The 16,788-nt window shown below is 74.0% G+C and carries 15 protein-coding genes and 1 pseudogene; 8 read left to right on the top strand and 8 right to left on the bottom strand.

The window, feature by feature from the left end:
• Window positions 1-44: 44 nt before the first annotated feature.
• The 3 genes and pseudogenes from J2S66_RS37145 to J2S66_RS13640 form a co-directional block, all read left to right on the top strand.
• A pseudogene (locus J2S66_RS37145) lies at window positions 45-398 on the top strand (cytochrome P450); the annotation flags it as partial.
• Window positions 399-607: 209 nt separating this feature from the next.
• Window positions 608-1,426 carry a cytochrome P450 gene (locus J2S66_RS13645; protein ID WP_310307376.1) on the top strand — a complete coding sequence of 273 codons (819 nt, stop codon included), beginning with the start codon at window positions 608-610 and terminating at the stop codon, window positions 1,424-1,426.
• Entirely contained in the window at window positions 1,423-2,514 is a 1,092-nt protein-coding gene (locus J2S66_RS13640) for a terpene synthase family protein (RefSeq protein WP_310307375.1), read from the top strand. The genes J2S66_RS13645 and J2S66_RS13640 overlap by 4 nt, the downstream gene beginning before the upstream one ends.
• A 414-nt stretch (window positions 2,515-2,928) precedes the next feature.
• On the opposite strand, the gene J2S66_RS13635 is transcribed toward J2S66_RS13640, so the two are convergent.
• Window positions 2,929-5,517, bottom strand: a complete 2,589-nt coding sequence (locus J2S66_RS13635) for a cation-translocating P-type ATPase (protein WP_310307374.1) — start codon at window positions 5,515-5,517, stop codon at window positions 2,929-2,931.
• Between the two features lie 640 nt (window positions 5,518-6,157).
• Between J2S66_RS13635 and J2S66_RS13630 the strand changes: the two genes are divergently transcribed.
• Window positions 6,158-6,772, top strand: coding sequence for a CBS domain-containing protein (locus J2S66_RS13630; protein ID WP_310307373.1), 615 nt, complete (start codon window positions 6,158-6,160; stop codon window positions 6,770-6,772).
• 86 nt (window positions 6,773-6,858) lie between these two features.
• Here J2S66_RS13630 and adhP read toward each other — a convergent pair whose 3' ends face one another.
• The gene (gene adhP, locus J2S66_RS13625) at window positions 6,859-7,869 is read right to left on the bottom strand and encodes an alcohol dehydrogenase AdhP (RefSeq protein WP_310307372.1); all 1,011 of its coding nucleotides are present in this window, start codon (window positions 7,867-7,869) and stop codon (window positions 6,859-6,861) included.
• 193 nt (window positions 7,870-8,062) lie between these two features.
• Between adhP and J2S66_RS13620 the strand changes: the two genes are divergently transcribed.
• A complete protein-coding gene (locus tag J2S66_RS13620; protein ID WP_310307371.1) occupies window positions 8,063-8,965 on the top strand; it encodes a universal stress protein in 903 nt (300 codons plus the stop codon).
• A 161-nt stretch (window positions 8,966-9,126) separates the two neighbouring features.
• On the opposite strand, the gene J2S66_RS13615 is transcribed toward J2S66_RS13620, so the two are convergent.
• Window positions 9,127-10,164 carry a PNPOx family protein gene (locus tag J2S66_RS13615; protein ID WP_310307370.1) on the bottom strand — a complete coding sequence of 346 codons (1,038 nt, stop codon included), beginning with the start codon at window positions 10,162-10,164 and terminating at the stop codon, window positions 9,127-9,129.
• Between the two features lie 281 nt (window positions 10,165-10,445).
• Here J2S66_RS13615 and J2S66_RS13610 point away from each other — a divergent pair, with 281 nt between their 5' ends.
• The gene (locus J2S66_RS13610; RefSeq protein WP_310307369.1) at window positions 10,446-11,063 is read left to right on the top strand and encodes a DoxX family membrane protein; all 618 of its coding nucleotides are present in this window, start codon (window positions 10,446-10,448) and stop codon (window positions 11,061-11,063) included.
• A 119-nt stretch (window positions 11,064-11,182) separates the two neighbouring features.
• Entirely contained in the window at window positions 11,183-12,424 is a 1,242-nt protein-coding gene (locus tag J2S66_RS13605) for an acetyl-CoA hydrolase/transferase family protein (RefSeq protein WP_310307368.1), read from the top strand.
• A 119-nt stretch (window positions 12,425-12,543) separates the two neighbouring features.
• Here J2S66_RS13605 and J2S66_RS13600 read toward each other — a convergent pair whose 3' ends face one another.
• On the bottom strand, window positions 12,544-12,762 hold the full coding sequence (locus tag J2S66_RS13600; protein ID WP_310307367.1) for an SHOCT domain-containing protein: 219 nt from the start codon (window positions 12,760-12,762) through the stop codon (window positions 12,544-12,546).
• Window positions 12,763-13,067: 305 nt separating this feature from the next.
• Here J2S66_RS13600 and J2S66_RS13595 point away from each other — a divergent pair, with 305 nt between their 5' ends.
• Entirely contained in the window at window positions 13,068-13,310 is a 243-nt protein-coding gene (locus J2S66_RS13595) for a DUF1918 domain-containing protein (protein ID WP_310307366.1), read from the top strand.
• A 22-nt stretch (window positions 13,311-13,332) separates the two neighbouring features.
• Here J2S66_RS13595 and J2S66_RS13590 read toward each other — a convergent pair whose 3' ends face one another.
• The 4 genes from J2S66_RS13590 to J2S66_RS13575 form a co-directional block, all read right to left on the bottom strand.
• Window positions 13,333-13,812: a GNAT family N-acetyltransferase gene (locus tag J2S66_RS13590; protein ID WP_310307365.1), complete on the bottom strand. Its 480-nt coding sequence runs from the start codon at window positions 13,810-13,812 to the stop codon at window positions 13,333-13,335.
• Window positions 13,813-13,899: 87 nt separating this feature from the next.
• The gene (locus J2S66_RS13585) at window positions 13,900-14,610 is read right to left on the bottom strand and encodes a cation efflux transmembrane domain-containing protein (RefSeq protein WP_310307364.1); all 711 of its coding nucleotides are present in this window, start codon (window positions 14,608-14,610) and stop codon (window positions 13,900-13,902) included.
• Window positions 14,607-14,966, bottom strand: coding sequence for a Cd(II)/Pb(II)-sensing metalloregulatory transcriptional regulator CmtR (gene cmtR / locus J2S66_RS13580; protein ID WP_310307363.1), 360 nt, complete (start codon window positions 14,964-14,966; stop codon window positions 14,607-14,609). Before cmtR ends, J2S66_RS13585 begins: the two co-directional genes overlap by 4 nt.
• A gap of 43 nt (window positions 14,967-15,009) precedes the next feature.
• Entirely contained in the window at window positions 15,010-16,785 is a 1,776-nt protein-coding gene (locus J2S66_RS13575) for a condensation domain-containing protein (RefSeq protein ID WP_310307362.1), read from the bottom strand.
• Window positions 16,786-16,788 lie beyond the last annotated feature (3 nt).

Here is a 16,788-nt window from a genome sequence, read left to right as displayed (position 1 = left end):
TCGCCGATCGGTCGATCGAGCCGCCTTCGGGGCGATCGGCCTCGGTGCGGGAGGAGCGGACGAGCGTGACCAGTCACAGGGGACGACTCCCGCTCCCCGGGGCCTTGCCGGTGCTGGGGCACGCGGCGAGGTTGTTGCGCGATCCACTGGGGTTCATGGAGCGCGCCCGTGATTCGGGCCCGGTGGTCGGGCTGCTGCTCGGCCGCAGGCAGTGCTTCCTGGTCACCGGTGCCGAGGCGGCGATGCGGGTGCTGGCCGCCGAGCAGCAGGCGTTCGACAAGGGCGGCCCGTTCATGGAAGCGGCCCGGCTGTTGGTGGGCAACGGGGTGATCACCTGCGGCAACGACGACCACCGGCGCCAGCGGCCGGTGGTGGCGCCCGCGTTCCACCGCCGGCGGGTCGCCGCGCACGGCGAGGTCATGCGCGGCTGCGCGGTGGAGGCGACGGCGCTGTGGGAGTCCGGCCGGGAGGTGGACCTCGATGGGGCGATGTACCGGCTCGCGGCATCGGTCGTCGCTCGCACGCTCGTGTCCGCGCCGGCCGGCGAGCAGGCGGCCGAGGTGATGGCGTCCGCGCTGCCGCAGTTGCTGCGGGGTTGCTGCGCCGGATGCTGCTGCCCGTCCCGTGGGTGCACCGCGTGCCCACCCCGGCCAACCGGCGGTTCGCCCGCGCCTGCGCGGCGCTGGAGGAGGCCATCGGCGGGGCGATCCGGCACTACCGCCGGGCAGAGGAGGAGCGGGACGACCTGTTGTCGCGGATCATCGCGGGCGACCCGGCGTCCGGTCGCCGGCCGGACGACCGCGAGGTCCGCGACCAGGTGATGTCGATCCTGGCCGCCGGCGTCGAGACCACCGCCACGCTGCTGACCTGGACCTTCCACCTGCTGGCCCGCAACCCGGAGGCGGAACGGCGGCTGTGGGTCGAGGTCGACGCGGTCCTGGCCGGTCGTCCGGCGTCCTTCGACGACCTCGCGCGGCTGCCCTACGCCAAGCGGGTGCTCACCGAGGTGCTGCGGCTCTACCCGCCGACGTGGATGCTCAGCCGGGTCACCGTCGCGGACACGACCATCGCCGGCACCACCCTGCCCCGCGGCGCCGATGTCGTCATAAGCCCCTACGCGCTCCAGCGGGACCCCACCGTCTTCCCCGACCCCGACACCTTCGATCCGGACAGGTGGCTGCCGGAACGGGTGACGGGGAGGCAGAAGCAGGCGTTCCTCGCCTTCGGCGCAGGGCGGCGCAGGTGCATGGGGGAGCTGTTCGGCATGGCCGAGGCGACGATCGCCCTGGCCACCATCAGCGGCACGTGGAACCTGCGCCCGGCACGCCCCGGCCCGCTGCGCCCGGTTCCGCGGTTCCTGCTCGTGCCCGCCGCCCAACCGATGCTCCCGCACCGCCGCCACCCCGGTGGGGAGGACCACGGGTGACCGGCGACCGGGCGTCCACCACCGGGACGTACCCGAGCTTCCGGCTGCCCCTGTTCCCGCGCTTCGCCCCCGCGCTGCGCCGACCCGACCTCGACCACCTCGAAGCGCGGTGCCGCACATGGCTGTCCCGTGCCCTGCGGGACGCCTACAGCGACGACCCGGCGGGGTTCCAGCGGTTCCTCGACCAGCGCACCAGCCTGTGGTCCCTGCTCACCTACCCCACCAGCCGCCCAGATCGCGTCGAGGTCGTCTGCCGCTGGATCGACGTCCTGTTCAGCCTCGACGACGCCTTCGCCCACGCCTCACCACGACGGACGCGCGACCTGGGACTGCACGAGCTGCCCGCGGTCCTCGACGGCGCTACCGCGACAACCCGCACCCCGCACCTGAGGGCGTTGACGACGCTGTGGCGACAGTTGCGCGCGGACATGCCCACCCCGTTGCGGGAGCGCTTCGCCCGGACGACCGCGGACTTCTTCCGCGCCTGCCGGACCGAACGCGAGTGGCAGGACGCGCGGACCGCGATCGGTCCTTCCGCCTACGTGCGCACCCGGCGCAAGTCGATCGGGGAGTGCTGCTTCCCGCTGCTGGAGCACGGGCTCGGCCTCGACCTGACCGGTGACCTCGCCGTCCGACCCGAACTGCGCGAACTCAACGCCCTCGTCGCGCGGCACTGGATCGGCGTCAACGACATCTTCTCCTACCGCAAGGAACTCCACGGCGGCGACACCATGAACGAGATCGCCCTCAACCCCTTCGGCGACCTCCAGACCGCCGTCGACCGCGTCGCCGCCACCGTCCGCGAGGTCGAGGACCGGTTCCTCGTCCTGCGCGGACAACTGCTCACCGGGGCGGTGGGGACCAGCCCCGGCGTGAGGCAGTACGCGGAGGCCCTGGGGTGGATGCTCGCCGGCAACCTCGAGTGGTCCTACATCACCACCCGCTACCACGGTGCCGGACACGTCTGGGACGGGTGCCGCGACGCGGTCGTCACGCTCACACCCCGGCGCACCATCTTCGCCACCGCGCCTACGACCCCGCCTGGGCCCGATGACACGCACAGGTGCGATCCGCACACGACCGGATGATCACCGACTCGCGATCTCGCCCCACCAGTGCACGCCGCCCGGTTCGCGTGTCGAGTGGACGTCCCGGTCGTCGCCGGTTCACACCAGCGGAGCCCGGGATCGGTTGTGGGTCACCACGACCGGGTCGCGGTGCCCGCTCCGGGTGAAGCCGCGATCCCCCTGCCCAAGGTCGACACGTCGGTGCGGGACAGGGTGAACCCGACAGGCCGATCAGTGGTGCCGGGGTCCGCGAACCGGGCACGCCCGCCACTGCGCCGGCTACCTCGGCACCCCGGAGCAGTGGCCCCTCGACGAGCGCGTCGAGGGTTGTGGGACTTCCGCCGGCACGTGGTGCACGACTGCCGGACGGGCCACCCCGCCGCGTGGACCGCCTGGCAGTGCCGGCCCCCTGTCGGTCCCGCTACGCCCCGACGGTCATGTCCGGTGGGCGTGGTTGCGCCGCCACCACTTCTCCGCTTCGACGACGGCGTAGGCGACGGTGGCGATGGCCGCGGCGAGGGCCCAATCCTTCCAGCCGATGGGGGCCGTGTGGAAGAGGGTGTTCATGAACGGGGCGTAGGTGAAGAGCAGTTGCAGGGCGGCGGTGAGGGCGATGCCGGCGGGGAGCCACGGGTTGGCGCGCAGGCCGACGCGGGGGCGGAGGTTGTGCAGGGAGCGGCAGTTGAACAGGTAGGCGATCTGGGCGGTGACGAAGACGTTGACGGCGAGGGTGCGTGCTTGGTCGACGGTGCCGTCGGCGAGGTGGAAGGCGGCGAAGGAGCCGGCCAGGAGCACGGCGGAGACGAGCAGGATGCGGTGGAGGAGGGCGCCGGTGAGCAGGGGGAGGGAGGGGGGTAGGGGTGGGCGGTGCATGACGTCGGGTTCGCGTGGTTCGAAGGCGAGGGTGAGGCCGAGGGCGACGGCGGTGGTCATGTTGATCCAGAGGACCTGCACGGGCAGGATCGGCAGGGCGGTGCCGAGGAGGATCGCGGTGAGGATGACCAGGCCTTCGGCCATGTTGGTGGGCAGGGTCCAGATGATGAACTTGCGGAGGTTGTCGAAGACGGCGCGGCCTTCCTCGACGGCGGCGCGGATGGTGGTGAAGTCGTCGTCGGTGAGGACCATGTCGGCGGCTTGTTTGGCGACTTCGGTGCCACCGCGGCCCATGGCGACGCCGATGTCGGCGCGGCGCAGGGCGGGGGCGTCGTTGACGCCGTCGCCGGTCATGGCCACGACGTGCCCGTCGGCCTGGAGCCCTTCGACCAGCCGCAGTTTCTCCTCGGGGGAGACGCGGGCGTGCACGGCGTCGTCGGGCAGGTCGAAGTGGGCGGCGATGGCGCGGGCGGTGGCGCGGTGGTCACCGGTGATCATGCGGACCTCGATGCCGGCGTCGCGGCAGGCGCGCACGGCGGCCTGCGCTTCGGGCCGGGGCGGGTCGTGCATGGCGACGAGGCCCAGCGGGCGGGCGTGGCCGCGCAGGGCTTCCTCGGTGAGCTCGGTGTCCTCGGGCAGGTGGGCTTTCGCGAGGGCGAGCACGCGCAGTCCCCGTGCGGCGAGTTCGTCGGCGGTGGTGTGGTCGGTGTCGCCGGTGAACTCGGCGATGCGCTCGACCGCGCCTTTGAGGTAGACCACGCCGCCGGTGTGGCGGGTGGCCATGAAGCGGCGCTGCGAGGTGAACGCCAACTCGTCCACGCGCGCGGGCACGTCGGCGGTGGACAGGCCGGCCTTGCGGGCGGCCACCACCAGCGCGGCCTCCGTGGGGTCGCCCACCGCGATCCAGGCGCCATCGCGCTCGACCACGTCGGCGTCGTTGCAGGCCGTGCCCGCGAGCAGGCACTCTCGTGCAGCCGACCCCACTTCCGGGTGAATCGGGCCCGTCGGGGTGTAGCCGACGCCGGTCACCTCGTGCCGGACCCCGTCGGCGACCACCCACCGCACGGTCATGGCGTTGGCGGTCAGGGTGCCGGTCTTGTCGGTGCAGATCACGGTGGTGCTGCCCAGCGTCTCCACGGCCGGCAGCCGGCGGATGATCGCGTTGCGGCGCGCCATCCGGGACACGCCGATGGCCAGCGTCACGGTCACCGCCGCGGGCAGGCCCTCGGGGATCGCGCCCACGGCGAGCGCGACCGCGGCGGTCACCATGCCCGCCACCGGCTCGCCGCGCAGCACGCCGACCACCGCGCTGAGCACGGCCAGCCCCAGGATCACCCAGGTCAGCAGCATGCTGAAACGGGCCAGCTTGCGGGTCAGCGGCGTCTGCACGGTCCTGGTGCTGCCGACCAGGCGGTGCACCCTGCCGATCTCGGTGTCCCCGCCCGTGCCCACCACCACGCCGCGCCCGCCGCCGCTGGTGACGAGCGTGCCGGAGTAGGCCATGCTCGTGCGGTCGGCCAGCACCGCGTCGTGCGGCACCGGCAGCGGGTCCTTGGCCACCGGCTGCGACTCGCCGGTCAACGCCGACTCGTCCACCCGCAGCTCGCGCACCGCGACCACCCGCAGGTCGGCGGGCACCTGGTCGCCCTCCTCCAACACCACCACGTCACCGGGCACCAGCTCGTCCGAGGCGATCCTGGTGGCCACCCCGTCCCGGACCACGGTCGCCTCGGTGCGCACCATCGCCACGAGCGCGTCCAGCGCCTTCTCGGCCCGTGCCTCCTGGAGGTAGCCGACGAGTGCGTTGACCAGCACCACGGCCAGCACGACCGAGGCGTCCACCACCTCGCCCAGCGCGGACGTCAGCGCCGCCGCACCCAGCAGCACGTAGATCAACGGGTTGTGGAACTGCGCCAGCAACCGCCGCACCCACCCCGGCCCCCGCTGCTCGGGCAACGCGTTCGGCCCCAGTTCGGCCAACCGGCGGGCGGCCACCTCCCCGGTCAGCCCGGTGGTCACGTCGGTCCCGACCAGCGGCACCACCTCGTGCACCGGCAGCCCGTGGTGGGCGCTCCGCTCCCGCTCGGCCATGGCCAACGGCATGGCGCCCCTCCGCAACCCCACGTCCACACGCTCCGTCTGCTCGATCACCCGGTGGGGACCACCCTGCCCCGAGTCCGGTGCGGACGCCAATGAGACCGCTCACACCAGCAGGCCGGTCGGGACGCCCCGCCGGTCGGGACGGGCTCCCACCCCCGCGCCCGCGGAACAGGGCTCCTGGGGCGGGACGGTTGCCGCTGCTCAGGTGGCCCGGGTCGTCGGTCCCCGCGGACCAGGCACTGTGGACCAGGCACTGTGGACCAGGCACTGTGGACCGGGGCGCCGGCTGTCGACCGAGTGGCCTCATGGGTGCGACTGGACGAAGGGACGCGGTGATGCACTGGTACCACGAGTCCGACTTCGAGGGGACGACCCTGCGACCCGCGCGAGGTGGGATGACTCCCGAGGAGTACGCCCGCCTGCACGCCCGGTTTCAAGACTGGTGAGGTCGTTTACGGTCCGTGTCCTCGGGTAGCGCCTGAAGAGGAGTCGAGACGCGGAGGGGTGGGCAGGCGGTGGCGCGGGTGCCGCGCAGCGGCGCGGACGTCGCCGTGCTCGCCACCGGGGTGCGCACACCCGCCCCCTCGACCGAGGAGTGACCGGCGTCCACCGGTGGTGCGACGCGAGACCACGCCCCACACCGCGGCACGTCGGACGACTCCGCGAGAACGACGACTTCGGGAGAGGCGCAATGAGGGCCAAGGATCTGATGACCCGCGCGGTGGTGACCGTGCGGCCGGGCACGTCGGCCAAGGAGGCCGCGCGGTTGCCGCCCGAGCACGGGTTCACCACCCTGCCCGTGGTCGACGACGCCGAACGCCTGGTGGGGGTGGTGGCCGAGGCGGACCTCCTGCGCAACCGCCTCCTGCCCGACCCGAGGACGTTCGTGCACGGGCAGCCGTCGGAACCGGCCGCGCCGGCGTCGAGGACCGTCGCCGAGGTGATGACCACCGACGTGGTGTCCGCGACACCCGGGACGCACGCGGCGATGCTGGGCAGGTTGATGCTCGACCGGCACCTGCGGACCATCCCCGTCGTGGACGGCGACCGCCTCGTCGGTGTCGTGAGCCGACGCGACCTGCTGCGCACGATCGCCCGGGACGACGCCACCATCGCCGCCGACGTGCGTCACCACCTGTCCGTCGCGTCGGGGCGCATCGGCTGGCGGGTCACCGTCGCCGACGGCGTGGTCACCTTGGACGGTGAAGGCGCCGACGAGGTGGAGCGGCACGTCGCCACGGTCGTCGCCGGCGCCGTCCCCGGTGTCGTCGGCGTCGAGGTCGCCAAGCAGGACCAGCCCGGCTGACGGTCCCGTCCCGCTCGAACGCCGCCCTGACGGCGAGGCGATCACCTCGCGCCGGGCGGTGTTCGAGCCGGGTGTGCCGTCGCCGGTCAGAACTCGATGACCAGCCTGGCGGGGACCGTGCCGGACAGCACCTCGGCGAAGGACTCGTTGATCTCGTCGAGCTTGCGGGCCTGGGCGATCACCTTGGTGCGGCCGGCGGCGTGCAGGGCGAAGACCTCGGTGAGGTCCTGGCGGGTGCCGACGATGGAGCCGACCACGCTGATGCCCTTGAGGACGAGGTCGAACACCGGGATGGGCAGGACGCCGTCGGCCGGCAGACCGACGCAGACCAGCCGGCCGCCGCGGCGCAAGGAGGCGAAGGCCTGCTCGAAGCTCTTGGGCGAGGCGGCCGTGGCGATGGCGACGTCGGCGCCGCCGAGGGCCTGGATCGCGGCGACGGGGTCGGCGGTGCGGGCGTTGACGGTGTGGTCGGCCCCGAGTTCGCGGGCGAGGGCGAGCTTGTCGTCCTCGACGTCGACGGCGACGGTGAAGCCACCGGCGACGCGGGCGTACTGCAGGGCGAGGTGGCCCAGACCGCCGATGCCGAACACGGCGACCCGTTCGGCGGAGCGCACGCCGGCGACCTTGACCGCCTTGTAGGTCGTCACACCGGCGCAGGTCAGCGGTGCGGCGTCGGTGCTGGGGACCGCGTCGGGGACGGGCACGGTGTAGCGGGCGTCCGCGAGGGTGTGCTCGGCGTAGCAGCCGTCGACGGAGTAGCCGGTGTTGCGCTGCTGCTCGCACAGCGTCTCCCAGCCGGACACGCAGTAGGAGCACTCGCCGCAGGCGTGGCCCAGCCACGGGATGGCCACCCGCGTGCCGAGCAGCGCCGGGTCGACGCCGTCGCCGACGGCCTCGACGGTGCCGACGCCCTCGTGGCCGGGGATGAACGGCGGGGTGGGCTTGACCGGCCAGTCGCCGTTGGCGGCGTGGATGTCGGTGTGGCAGATGCCCGACGACTCCAACCGCACCAGTACCTGACCGGTACCCGGCTGCGGCACCGGCACGTCCCGCACCTCCAGCGGCGCACCCAGTTCTGTGACGACAGCGGCCTTCACGATGACTCCTCTCGTTGTCGCTGAGAACAGTTTTCACCGTTCACCGCTCCGGGACCGCCCTCCGAGGTCCTGTCGACGCAGGGTCCTTGGTCCCGAACTGCTGCCGCGGCGGTGACCGCATAGGGTCGTGTCGTCACCCGCGGACGGGTGACGAACGTGTCGTCTGTCGGGATCGTGCGGGGAGAAGACGGGAATGACGGAGATCGCTGTGGTGGGCAGGCCGGTCGTGGTCGGGGTCGACGGTTCCGAGTCGGCCGCGCGGGCGGTGCGCTGGGCCGCGCGGGAGGCCGCCCGCCGGACGGCCCCGCTGGTGATCGTGCACGCCTGCCCGGTGGTCGCCGGGCACGTCCCCGAGCCCGTCCCGCTGCCCCGCAGCTACCACGAAGCGGTTCTGGAACAGGGGCGCGAACGGCTCGCCGAGGCCGAGGCGGAGGCGCGCGGGACGGTTCCCGAGGTGGAGGTGCGCACCGAACTGGTGTTCGGCGGTGCGGCCGAGGACCTGGTGGGGCGTTCGGCGTCGGCCCAGCTGGTGGTGCTGGGATCGCGCGGGCTGGGCGGGTTCACCGGCCTGCTCGTCGGGTCGATCGCGGTCGCGGTGTCCACGCACGGGCACTGCCCCGTCGTGGTGGTGCGGGGGAGCGGGCCCGAGGCGGGCGGGCGGCGCGAAGGCCCGGTCGTGGTGGGTCTGGACGGATCGTCCACCAGCGAGGCCGCCCTGGCGTTCGCGGTCGAGGTCGCCGCGTCCGGGAACGCGGAGCTGGTGGCGGTGCGCACCTGGTCGGACCTGGCGGTGGACACCGCCTGGGAGCACGGGCTGACCGTGGACTGGGAATCGATCCAGGAGGCTGAGCAGCGGCTGCTGGAGCAGCAGTTGGCCCCGCACCGCGAGGCGCACCCGGAGCTGGTGGTGCGGACGCTGGTCACCCGCGACCGGCCGGCGCGCTCGCTGGTGGAGCACGCCGAGCACGCGCAGTTGGTCGTGGTGGGGTCGCGGGGGCGCGGCGGCTTCCGAGGGCTGCTGCTGGGGTCGACGAGCCAGACCCTGATCCACCACGCGCCCTGCCCCGTCGCCGTGATCCCGCCGCACCAGGCCTGATCAGTCCCGACCAGCCCTGACCGGGGTCCACGCCCCCGAGCCTGGCGAGTCGTACGTTCAGGTCGCGAGAGTCGTACGTTCAGGACCCGTGTGTTCTTCACTCGCGAGTGAAGAACACACGGGTCCTGAACGTACGACTCGCCCGGCTCGGGGGCCGGGTCTCACCGTCGCGGCAGCAGGTGGCGCAGGGCGAACCCGGTGACGGCGGCGGTGGTCACGGCCATCAGCAGGCCGCCGACGATGCCGATGAGCACGGTCGCCGCGAGGGCCTGGCCGGGGTGCCACAGCGGCATGGTGAAGCCGAGGAAGACGGCCAGGCCGAGCAGCCAGGCGGTGGCGGTGGTGGCGATCCAACGGCCCGCGCGGGGCAGGTGGCGGCGCAGGAGCAGCCACTGGGCGGTGCCGATCGACCCCAGCAGCACGCAGCCCAGCACGGCGGCCGTCGCGACCATCGGCACCGGGTGCCAGGACGTGATCGCCGCACCCCAGGTGGACGGTGCGAGGCCGACCAGGTAGGCGACGACCGCCGCCGCGGAGGTGGCCGCCACCCAGCGGGCGCGGGGAAGCGCGGGCAGCGCCCGGCGCAGCACCGCGGCCTGACCCCACCCCAGCGCCGCGCCCTCGACGGCGCCCGCCGCCAGCAGGGCCGGGACGACCAGCGCGGCGGGGCCGTCGGCGGTGAGCGCGCCGACCCCGGCGGGCACCGCGAAGCCGAGGAACTCGGCGAGGGCGACGATCGGCAGCCACGTGCGGAACAGCGCCGCACCCCGCAGCGGGGGTCGTCCGGCCGGGAATCGCCCGATCGTGATCGCCACGACCTGGGCGTCGGTGGTGACGCGCGGGAAGGCGCGGCGGTAGGCGTCCAGTGCCGCGTCGCGCTCGGCACCGCCCAGGACGGCGCCCGACCCGGTTACCCGGTCCCCGTCCACCAGCACCTCGACGGGCGCGGCGGTGCGGAAGTGCCGCCACCACCGCTTGCCCGACGCGCCGCCCGCGACCACCACCAACCGGTCGCCGTCGCGGACGTACTGCACGGGCAGTTCGACGGTGGCACCGCCGGCGGTGCGGTAGCGCAACGCGCACACCTTCCCGCCCAGCACCCGGTGCCCCGCCGACCCGAGCAGGCGCAGCACCAACCGGTTCACCGCCGGAGCCCTCCGGGGGGTGGACGTCTCGCCGTTCCTGGACGCAAGCACCATGCCGCCAGTCCACCTCGACCGCGGCCGCCGGAACAGGGTCGGCCGTCCCCGGTGCGGCCGGGACATCCGACCTTCCCGCACCGGGTCTCGCGCGGCCCCGACCAGCCCTGACCATGTCCCGACCTGCCGTCCTGAGGGTTCGGACCGCAGACGGGGGCCCGGGGCGGAGCCGTCGACCTCCGCCCAAGGTCCCGGTGCGATGGAGACCTTCGCCCGTCTCGTCGACCCTCCCGCGACACGATGATCGACGTGAACGACGAACCAGAGGAGACGACGACACCATGACCTCGATCGCCCACCCCCGCAAGGCCGCCCGCACCACCACCACCGCCACCGCCGCCGCCGGGGCGGTCGCCGCCACGACGGCGGTCCGCGCCGGGACCGGGGCCGGGGCCGGGGCGCTCGCGGTCCTGCGCGTCGCCACCGGGGCCGTGTTCCTCTGGGCCTTCCTCGACAAGCTGTTCGGCCTCGGCTACGCCACCAAGTCCGCGAGCGCGTGGATCAACGGCGGCTCGCCCACCAAGGGCTTCCTCAGCCGCGTCGCCGTCGGCCCGTTCGAATCGACCTTCCACGCCATCGCCGGCGCCTGGTGGGCGGACTGGCTGTTCATGCTCGGCCTGCTCGCCATCGGCCTCGCCGTCACCGCCGGCATCGCCCTGCGCCCCGCCGCCGCCGCCGGCACCCTGATGATGCTGCTGATGTGGGCCGCCGAATGGCCCCTGGCCCGGTTCACCTCCGCCGGCGAGCCCAGCATGTCGACCAACCCCGTCATCGACTACCACGTCGTCTACGCCCTCGCCCTGATCGCCGTCGCCCTCACCACCGCCGGCGCCACCCGGGGCCTGGCCCGCTGGTGGGCGACCCTGCCGGTGGTCCGCGACCACACCTGGCTGCGGTGACGCACCCGGGAGCGGGCGGGCACAGCCCGCCCGCTCCGAGGCGTCCGGGGAACCCGCACCCGCCCACGCGTCCCGCCTCGCCGCATCGCGCCGCCGACCCAGTTAGGTGACCATTACCCATGCGCATCGTGTCCGAGTCCCAGTTGTCCGCCGTGGTGTCCGCGGCCACGGCCCGCCCGCGAGTGGTCGTGAGCGGTAACCACGCCACCCCTCACCACGTGCTGGGAGTGCTGGACAAGGCGGTGGCCGAGTACCGCCTGTTCGCGCTGAACGCCCAACCGGGCATCCCGGACCGTGACGGAGTGGTGCTGGAGACGCCGTTTGTCGGACCGGGCATGCGCGGCCGGAAGATGCTGCGCTACTTCCCCTCCCGGCTGTCGCTGGTGCCCCACCTGCTCCAGCAGTCGCTGCCACCGGACATCGTCCTCATCCACACCTCCACCCCGGTCGACGGGTGCGTGTCACTGGGCACGGAGGTGAACATCCTCCCCGCGGCGATCGAGGCGACCCGGGCCAGGGGCGGGCTGGTCATCGCCCAGCTGAACCCGCGGATGCCCTACACCCACGGCGACGGGGTGCTGCCCTGCGACGAGGTGGACTACGCGATCGAGGTCGACGAGCCGCTGACCTCGCCGACCCCCCGCGTGATCGGCGAGGTGTCCCACGTGATCGCCGAACGGGTGGCGGCGCTCGTCCCCGCCGGCGCGACCCTGCAGATGGGCATCGGCGCCGTCCCGGACGCGGTCCTCGCCGCGCTCACCGGGCGCCAGGGCCTCGCGGTGTGGTCGGAGATGTTCAGCGACGGCGTGCTCGGCCTGGACCGGGCGGGCGCGCTCGACCCGGACACCCCGATCACCGCGTCGTTCGTGTTCGGCAGCCCGGAGCTGTACAGCTGGGTGGACCGCAACCCGCGGGTCCGGCTGCTGCGCACCGAGAAGACCAACGACCCCGGCCTGATCGCCCGCCGGCAACGCCTGGTGTCGATCAACAGCGCGTTGCAGGTGGACCTGTACGCCCAGGCCAACGCCAGTCGGGTGCACGGCGTCATCTACTCGGGGTTCGGCGGGCAGACCGACTTCGTGGTCGGGGCCCTGCACTCACCGGGCGGCCGGGCGATCGTAGCCCTGCCCTCCTGGCACCCCAAGGCCGACGTGTCCACCGTGGTGCCCCGCCTGACCGGCCCGGTCACCTCGTTCCAGCACAGCTACCTGGTCAGCGAACAGGGCTCCGCCACCATCTGGGGGCACGACGCCGGCGAACAGGCCCAGCAGATCATCGACCACGTCGCCCACCCCCGGGTCCGCGACGAGCTCGCCGAGGCAGGCCGCGGTCTCGGCTTCCCGCTCCGGCCACCGGCCTGACGGGCATCCCCGCGGACGGGCCGGCCACCCGGACCGCCCGACCGCCGCCACGACGACCGCGCCGTCCGCCGGAGACCCGCGCGGTCCGCCGGTCGTCGTGGCGACCCGGTGCCACCCCGCTACGACGGGCGCAGCGCCCTGCGCACCCGCTCGTACTCCTCCGCGTCGATGTCACCCCGGGCCAACCGCTCGTCCAGGACGTGCGTCGCCGAGCCGGACCGCCGCCCCCGCAGCGCCACGAGGGCGACCACGAGCGCGGCCCCGGCCACCAGCGACACCAGGACGACCCACAGCAGCACGCCGCCCGTCATCGGGCCGTAACCGTGGTACCAGCGCATCACCGCTCCTTCCGTCACGTCCAGTGGGCCACCGGCGCGGGTGCGCGCGACGCGGTCGCAGGGCCCTGGTCCGCAGGGACCAAAGCCCGCTGTGGGCGGACCGGCGGCCGGCTACCGTCGTCCGTGAGGAGGTGCGCCATGGGAGCGCGTGACATCAGGCCCGACCCGGTGACCCCGGGGGAAGCGATCCGCCACACCGCCGCGGCGACGGCCTCGCACGGGTTCACCGGGGGCCCCACCGTCCCGGTCGGACAGCGGTCGGGCACGCACCGCGTCCGCCACCCGCGGTCGGGACGGGGGACGGCGTGAAGGCGCGGGTGGGGGACTGGGTGGTCGTCGAGCGCGACTCCGTCGGCTCGGCGGCCCGCCGGGCCGTGGTCGAGGAACTGCGCCACCCCGACGGCACCCCGCCCTACCTGGTGCGGTGGTTGGACACGGAAAAGCGGGTGCTGTTGTTCCCCGGCCCGGACGCGCACGTCGTGACCGCCGAGGAGGAGGCGCGCCGGGTGCGCTCCGCGCTCCGCGACGTGCTGGGCGACACCGCCTGACCGGACCCGGGGCCGCTGCCGCTCATCCGTGGTCGAGGCGCAGGACGCTTTCCTCGATCTCGGCGTTCCGGGCGGACGCGTAGGAGGTCTCGGTGCCGATGACCGCGAAGCCCGCCTCGCGCAGGACCTTGAGCGATCCGAGGTTGTCACCGGCGGCGCGGGCGTGCAGGGGGCGGACGGTGACCGCGTCGAGGAACAGGGCCAGGGCGCGGCCGGCGACTCCCCGGCCCCAGACCGGGCGGTCGATCCAGTAGGTGATCTCGGTGTCGCCCTCCACGACGAAGCAGGAGATGCTGCCGACGAGGCGTCCGTCGAGGGTCACCGCCCGCAGGACGACGTCGGGGGAGGTCCTCACCTCGGCCATGTGGGCGTCGAACGCCGCGCGGTCGTCGGGGTCCTCGGCGGTGAAGGCGGCCATCCGGACCGACTCGGGGTCGCGCATCTGGTCGAACAGCGCGTCGAGGTCGGAATCCTCGATCGGCCGCAATGCCACCTCTGCCACCGGTGTCCCCTTCGTTCCGGTCCGAGCCGCGGGGAACGTATCAGCGGCATCCGACAATCCCGTGCGCGCCGGTCGGGACCGGCAGGGTCAGCAGCAGTGTCGCCCGCGCCAGGCTTCGCGGCCTTCCCTGACCGCGACGGCGGCGATAACCAGGGCGACGACCGGGTCGGCCCACGACCAGCCGAACAGGGAGTTGAGCACCAGGCCGACCAGCAGCACACCGGAGAGGTAGGTGCACAGCAGCGTCTGCCTGGAGTCGGCGACCGCGCTGGCCGAGCCGAGTTCCCGCCCGGCCCGGCGTTGTGCCGCGGACAGGAACGGCATGACCACCAGCGAGACGGCCGCCAGCACGATGCCGACGGTGGAGTGGTCGGCGGTCCCGGCGCCCAGCAGTGAGCGCGCCGACTCGACGGTGACGTAGGCGGCCAGCGCGAAGAACGACACGGCGATGACCCTCAGCGCCGTGCGCTCGCGCTCCTCGGGGTCCGCGCCGGAGAACTGCCAGGCCACCGCGGCGGCGGAGGCGACCTCGATGACGGAGTCCAGGCCGAAGCCGATCAGCGCGGTGGAGGAGGCGATCGTCCCGGCGGTGATCGCCACGACGGCCTCGACCACGTTGTAGGTGATCGTCGCGGCGACCAGCAGCCGCACCCGCCGGGTGAGCACCGCCCGCCGCCGCGGGTCCGGCGTCGGGGCGGCCCCGGACGAGCAGCACCCGTCCGCGCACCCGTCCCCGGCCGGTGCCGGGGCGGGCGCGGGGGAGCGCGCCAGGTCGACGCGGTCGTGGTCGGTGCTCATCCGGCGACCTCCGTCGTGGTCACGGCGCCCGCCGGCCGCGCGTCGTCGAGGCACGGCTCGGTGGGGTCCACCGCGAGCACGACCTCGACCAGTTCGCCCAGCGCCCGCGTCAGGTGGGCGTCGGCCAGGGCGTAGTGGACCTGGCGGCCCTCGTAGGTGGCGACGACCAGGCCGCAGCCGCGCAGGCAGGACAGGTGGTTGGACACGTTCGACCTGGTCAGCCCCAGGTGGTCGGCGAGCCGGGCGGGGTAGCTGACGCCGTCCAGCAGGGCCACGAGGATGCGGCAGCGGGTCGGGTCGGCCAGCGCCTTGCCCAGCCGGGCGAGGGCGTCCTCGCGCGTCTCACATTTCAGCACGCCCACAACAGTACAGCAGACGCTGTATCAGGTGGGTGTGGGGTCAGGTCCCGTCGACAAAGGAGCGGCCCGTGCCGGCGCTCAGGGGGGTCGGCCAGGCGGCGGGGTCCGCCGGGTCCGGCGGGGCGGTCGCGCAGACGACGTAGTAGCGGGGGGTGAGGGCGTTGAGGTGGTCGGGCAGCGCGGCCATGCAGAGGGCGTGCGCCTGCTCCGGTGTCCGCACGGCGTCCGTGGCGGTCAGGTGGGCGACCAGGGGGCGTCCGTCGACGGACGCGTGGACGCGGGCGACCGAAGGGCCCAGCGCCTCGTCCAGGAGCCGTTGCACCTCGACGAGGTCGACCCAGCACGAGTCGACCAGCACCCAGTCGGCGCCGCGGGCGATGGGGTCCAGGCCGACGAGGTCGCGGATCCGCTCCGGGTCGAGGTCGCCGGACGCGGCGTCGACCAGCAGCCTCTCGACGGCCAGGAGCAGCGACTCCATCTCGGACCGGGGCACCAGCCCGGTGTCCGCGCTCCACAGGTCGAGCCGGACGCGGTCGTCGACCTGGGTCAGGCCGAACCGCACCGGTGTCCCGTTGCGGTGCACCGGCCGCCACCGCAGCTCGGTGTGCGCCAGTGCGGCGGTGATCTCCTCCGGTCGGTGCCTGACCCCGGCGTTGGCGCCGGACCACGACTCGGGGACGAGGCTGTTGAACAGCGGGTCGTAGAGGAACCGCAGGCCCCGTTCGCGTTCGAGCCGCTCGCCCATCGCGGCCCGCTCGGCGCCGTCGTACCCGGCGTGCCTGCTCGCCTCCAGCACCGAGGTCCACGTGTGCTTGACCAGCGCGTCGAAGGTCCGGTCGCCGACCTCGACGGTGACGATGCCGCCCTGCGCCAGGGTGCCGACGTAGCCTGCGAGCCTGCGGTCGAAGCGGTTGCTCGACAGCAGGGGGAACACCAGTTCCCGGTAACCGGTCCGCTGGGAGAGCACCGCGCAGACGGCGCCGAGGACGATGGCGGACCGGCTGGCCCGCGTGCGCGCCGCCACCTGCCGCACGGCCATCGCCGCCGCCGCGGACGACAGCTCCACCGCCAGCGACTCGCCGGAGGCCCGCCTGCCCGGCAGGGCGTACAGGCAGCGGGGTATCCGCCGCGACTGCCCCTCCAGGTAGTCGAGCGCCGACTCGGCCCGCCGCCGCCCGGCGGGTGTCGCCTCCAGCTCGGCCTGGTCCAGCGGCTGGTGCCGGGGCGGACCCACCTGCCGCAGGGCCGGGTCGGCGAGCATCCCGGCGAACTCGCGCTTGACGACCTCGATGGCCCCGAGGTCGACGGCCAGGTGCGAGAACCCGGCGGCGCAGGCGACCACCGTCCCGTCCCCGGCCGTGGCGACCGCGACCCGCAGCGCGGTGGCCACGGTGCCGCGTCGTTCGCGCAACCACCCGACGAGCTTCGCGGCCACCGCCGGGCGGTCGCGCGGTCCCCACGACCCCTCGCCGAGGGAGCACACGTCGAGCGCGAGCACGCCGGTCCCCGCGACCACCTGGCGGGGCCGCTCGCCGACGACGTACGTGGTGCGCAGGCCCTCGTGCCTGGACACCAGCACGGCGAGCGCCTCGGCCACGTCGTCGGTGGACACGCCGCCGGGCACCGGGAGCTCGACGCAGAGGACCGCGGCGAAGTGGTCCGGGGTGGGCTTGAGCCACTGCACGGTGTTGAGCTGGCCGAGGGTGAGCGGGCCCTCGCCCGCCCGCCGCCCGGTGAAGGCGACCGGGACCGGCTCCGCCGGCGTCAGCCGCACGCGTCGCCGGCGGTTCCGGCCGGTGTCGGTGGAGGTGGTCATCGC

It is taken from the genome of Saccharothrix longispora (assembly GCF_031455225.1).
Lineage (GTDB): Bacteria > Actinomycetota > Actinomycetes > Mycobacteriales > Pseudonocardiaceae > Actinosynnema > Actinosynnema longispora.
The sequence above is the reverse complement of the archived record's forward strand: the minus strand, read 5'-3'. Positions and strand labels throughout refer to the sequence as shown.

Bases quoted from the DNA above. Each gene is read 5' to 3' on its own strand.
- J2S66_RS13645 (WP_310307376.1), top strand. From the start codon at position 608: ATGCTGCTGCCCGTCCCGTGGGTGCACCGCGTGCCCACCCCGGCCAAC.
- J2S66_RS13630 (WP_310307373.1), top strand. From the start codon at position 6,158: ATGAGGGCCAAGGATCTGATGACCCGCGCGGTGGTGACCGTGCGGCCG.
- J2S66_RS13620 (WP_310307371.1), top strand. From the start codon at position 8,063: ATGACGGAGATCGCTGTGGTGGGCAGGCCGGTCGTGGTCGGGGTCGAC.
- J2S66_RS13615 (WP_310307370.1), bottom strand. From the start codon at position 10,164: ATGGTGCTTGCGTCCAGGAACGGCGAGACGTCCACCCCCCGGAGGGCT.
- J2S66_RS13610 (WP_310307369.1), top strand. From the start codon at position 10,446: ATGACCTCGATCGCCCACCCCCGCAAGGCCGCCCGCACCACCACCACC.
- J2S66_RS13605 (WP_310307368.1), top strand. From the start codon at position 11,183: ATGCGCATCGTGTCCGAGTCCCAGTTGTCCGCCGTGGTGTCCGCGGCC.
- J2S66_RS13600 (WP_310307367.1), bottom strand. From the start codon at position 12,762: ATGCGCTGGTACCACGGTTACGGCCCGATGACGGGCGGCGTGCTGCTG.
- J2S66_RS13585 (WP_310307364.1), bottom strand. From the start codon at position 14,610: ATGAGCACCGACCACGACCGCGTCGACCTGGCGCGCTCCCCCGCGCCC.
- J2S66_RS13575 (WP_310307362.1), bottom strand. From the start codon at position 16,785: ATGACCACCTCCACCGACACCGGCCGGAACCGCCGGCGACGCGTGCGG.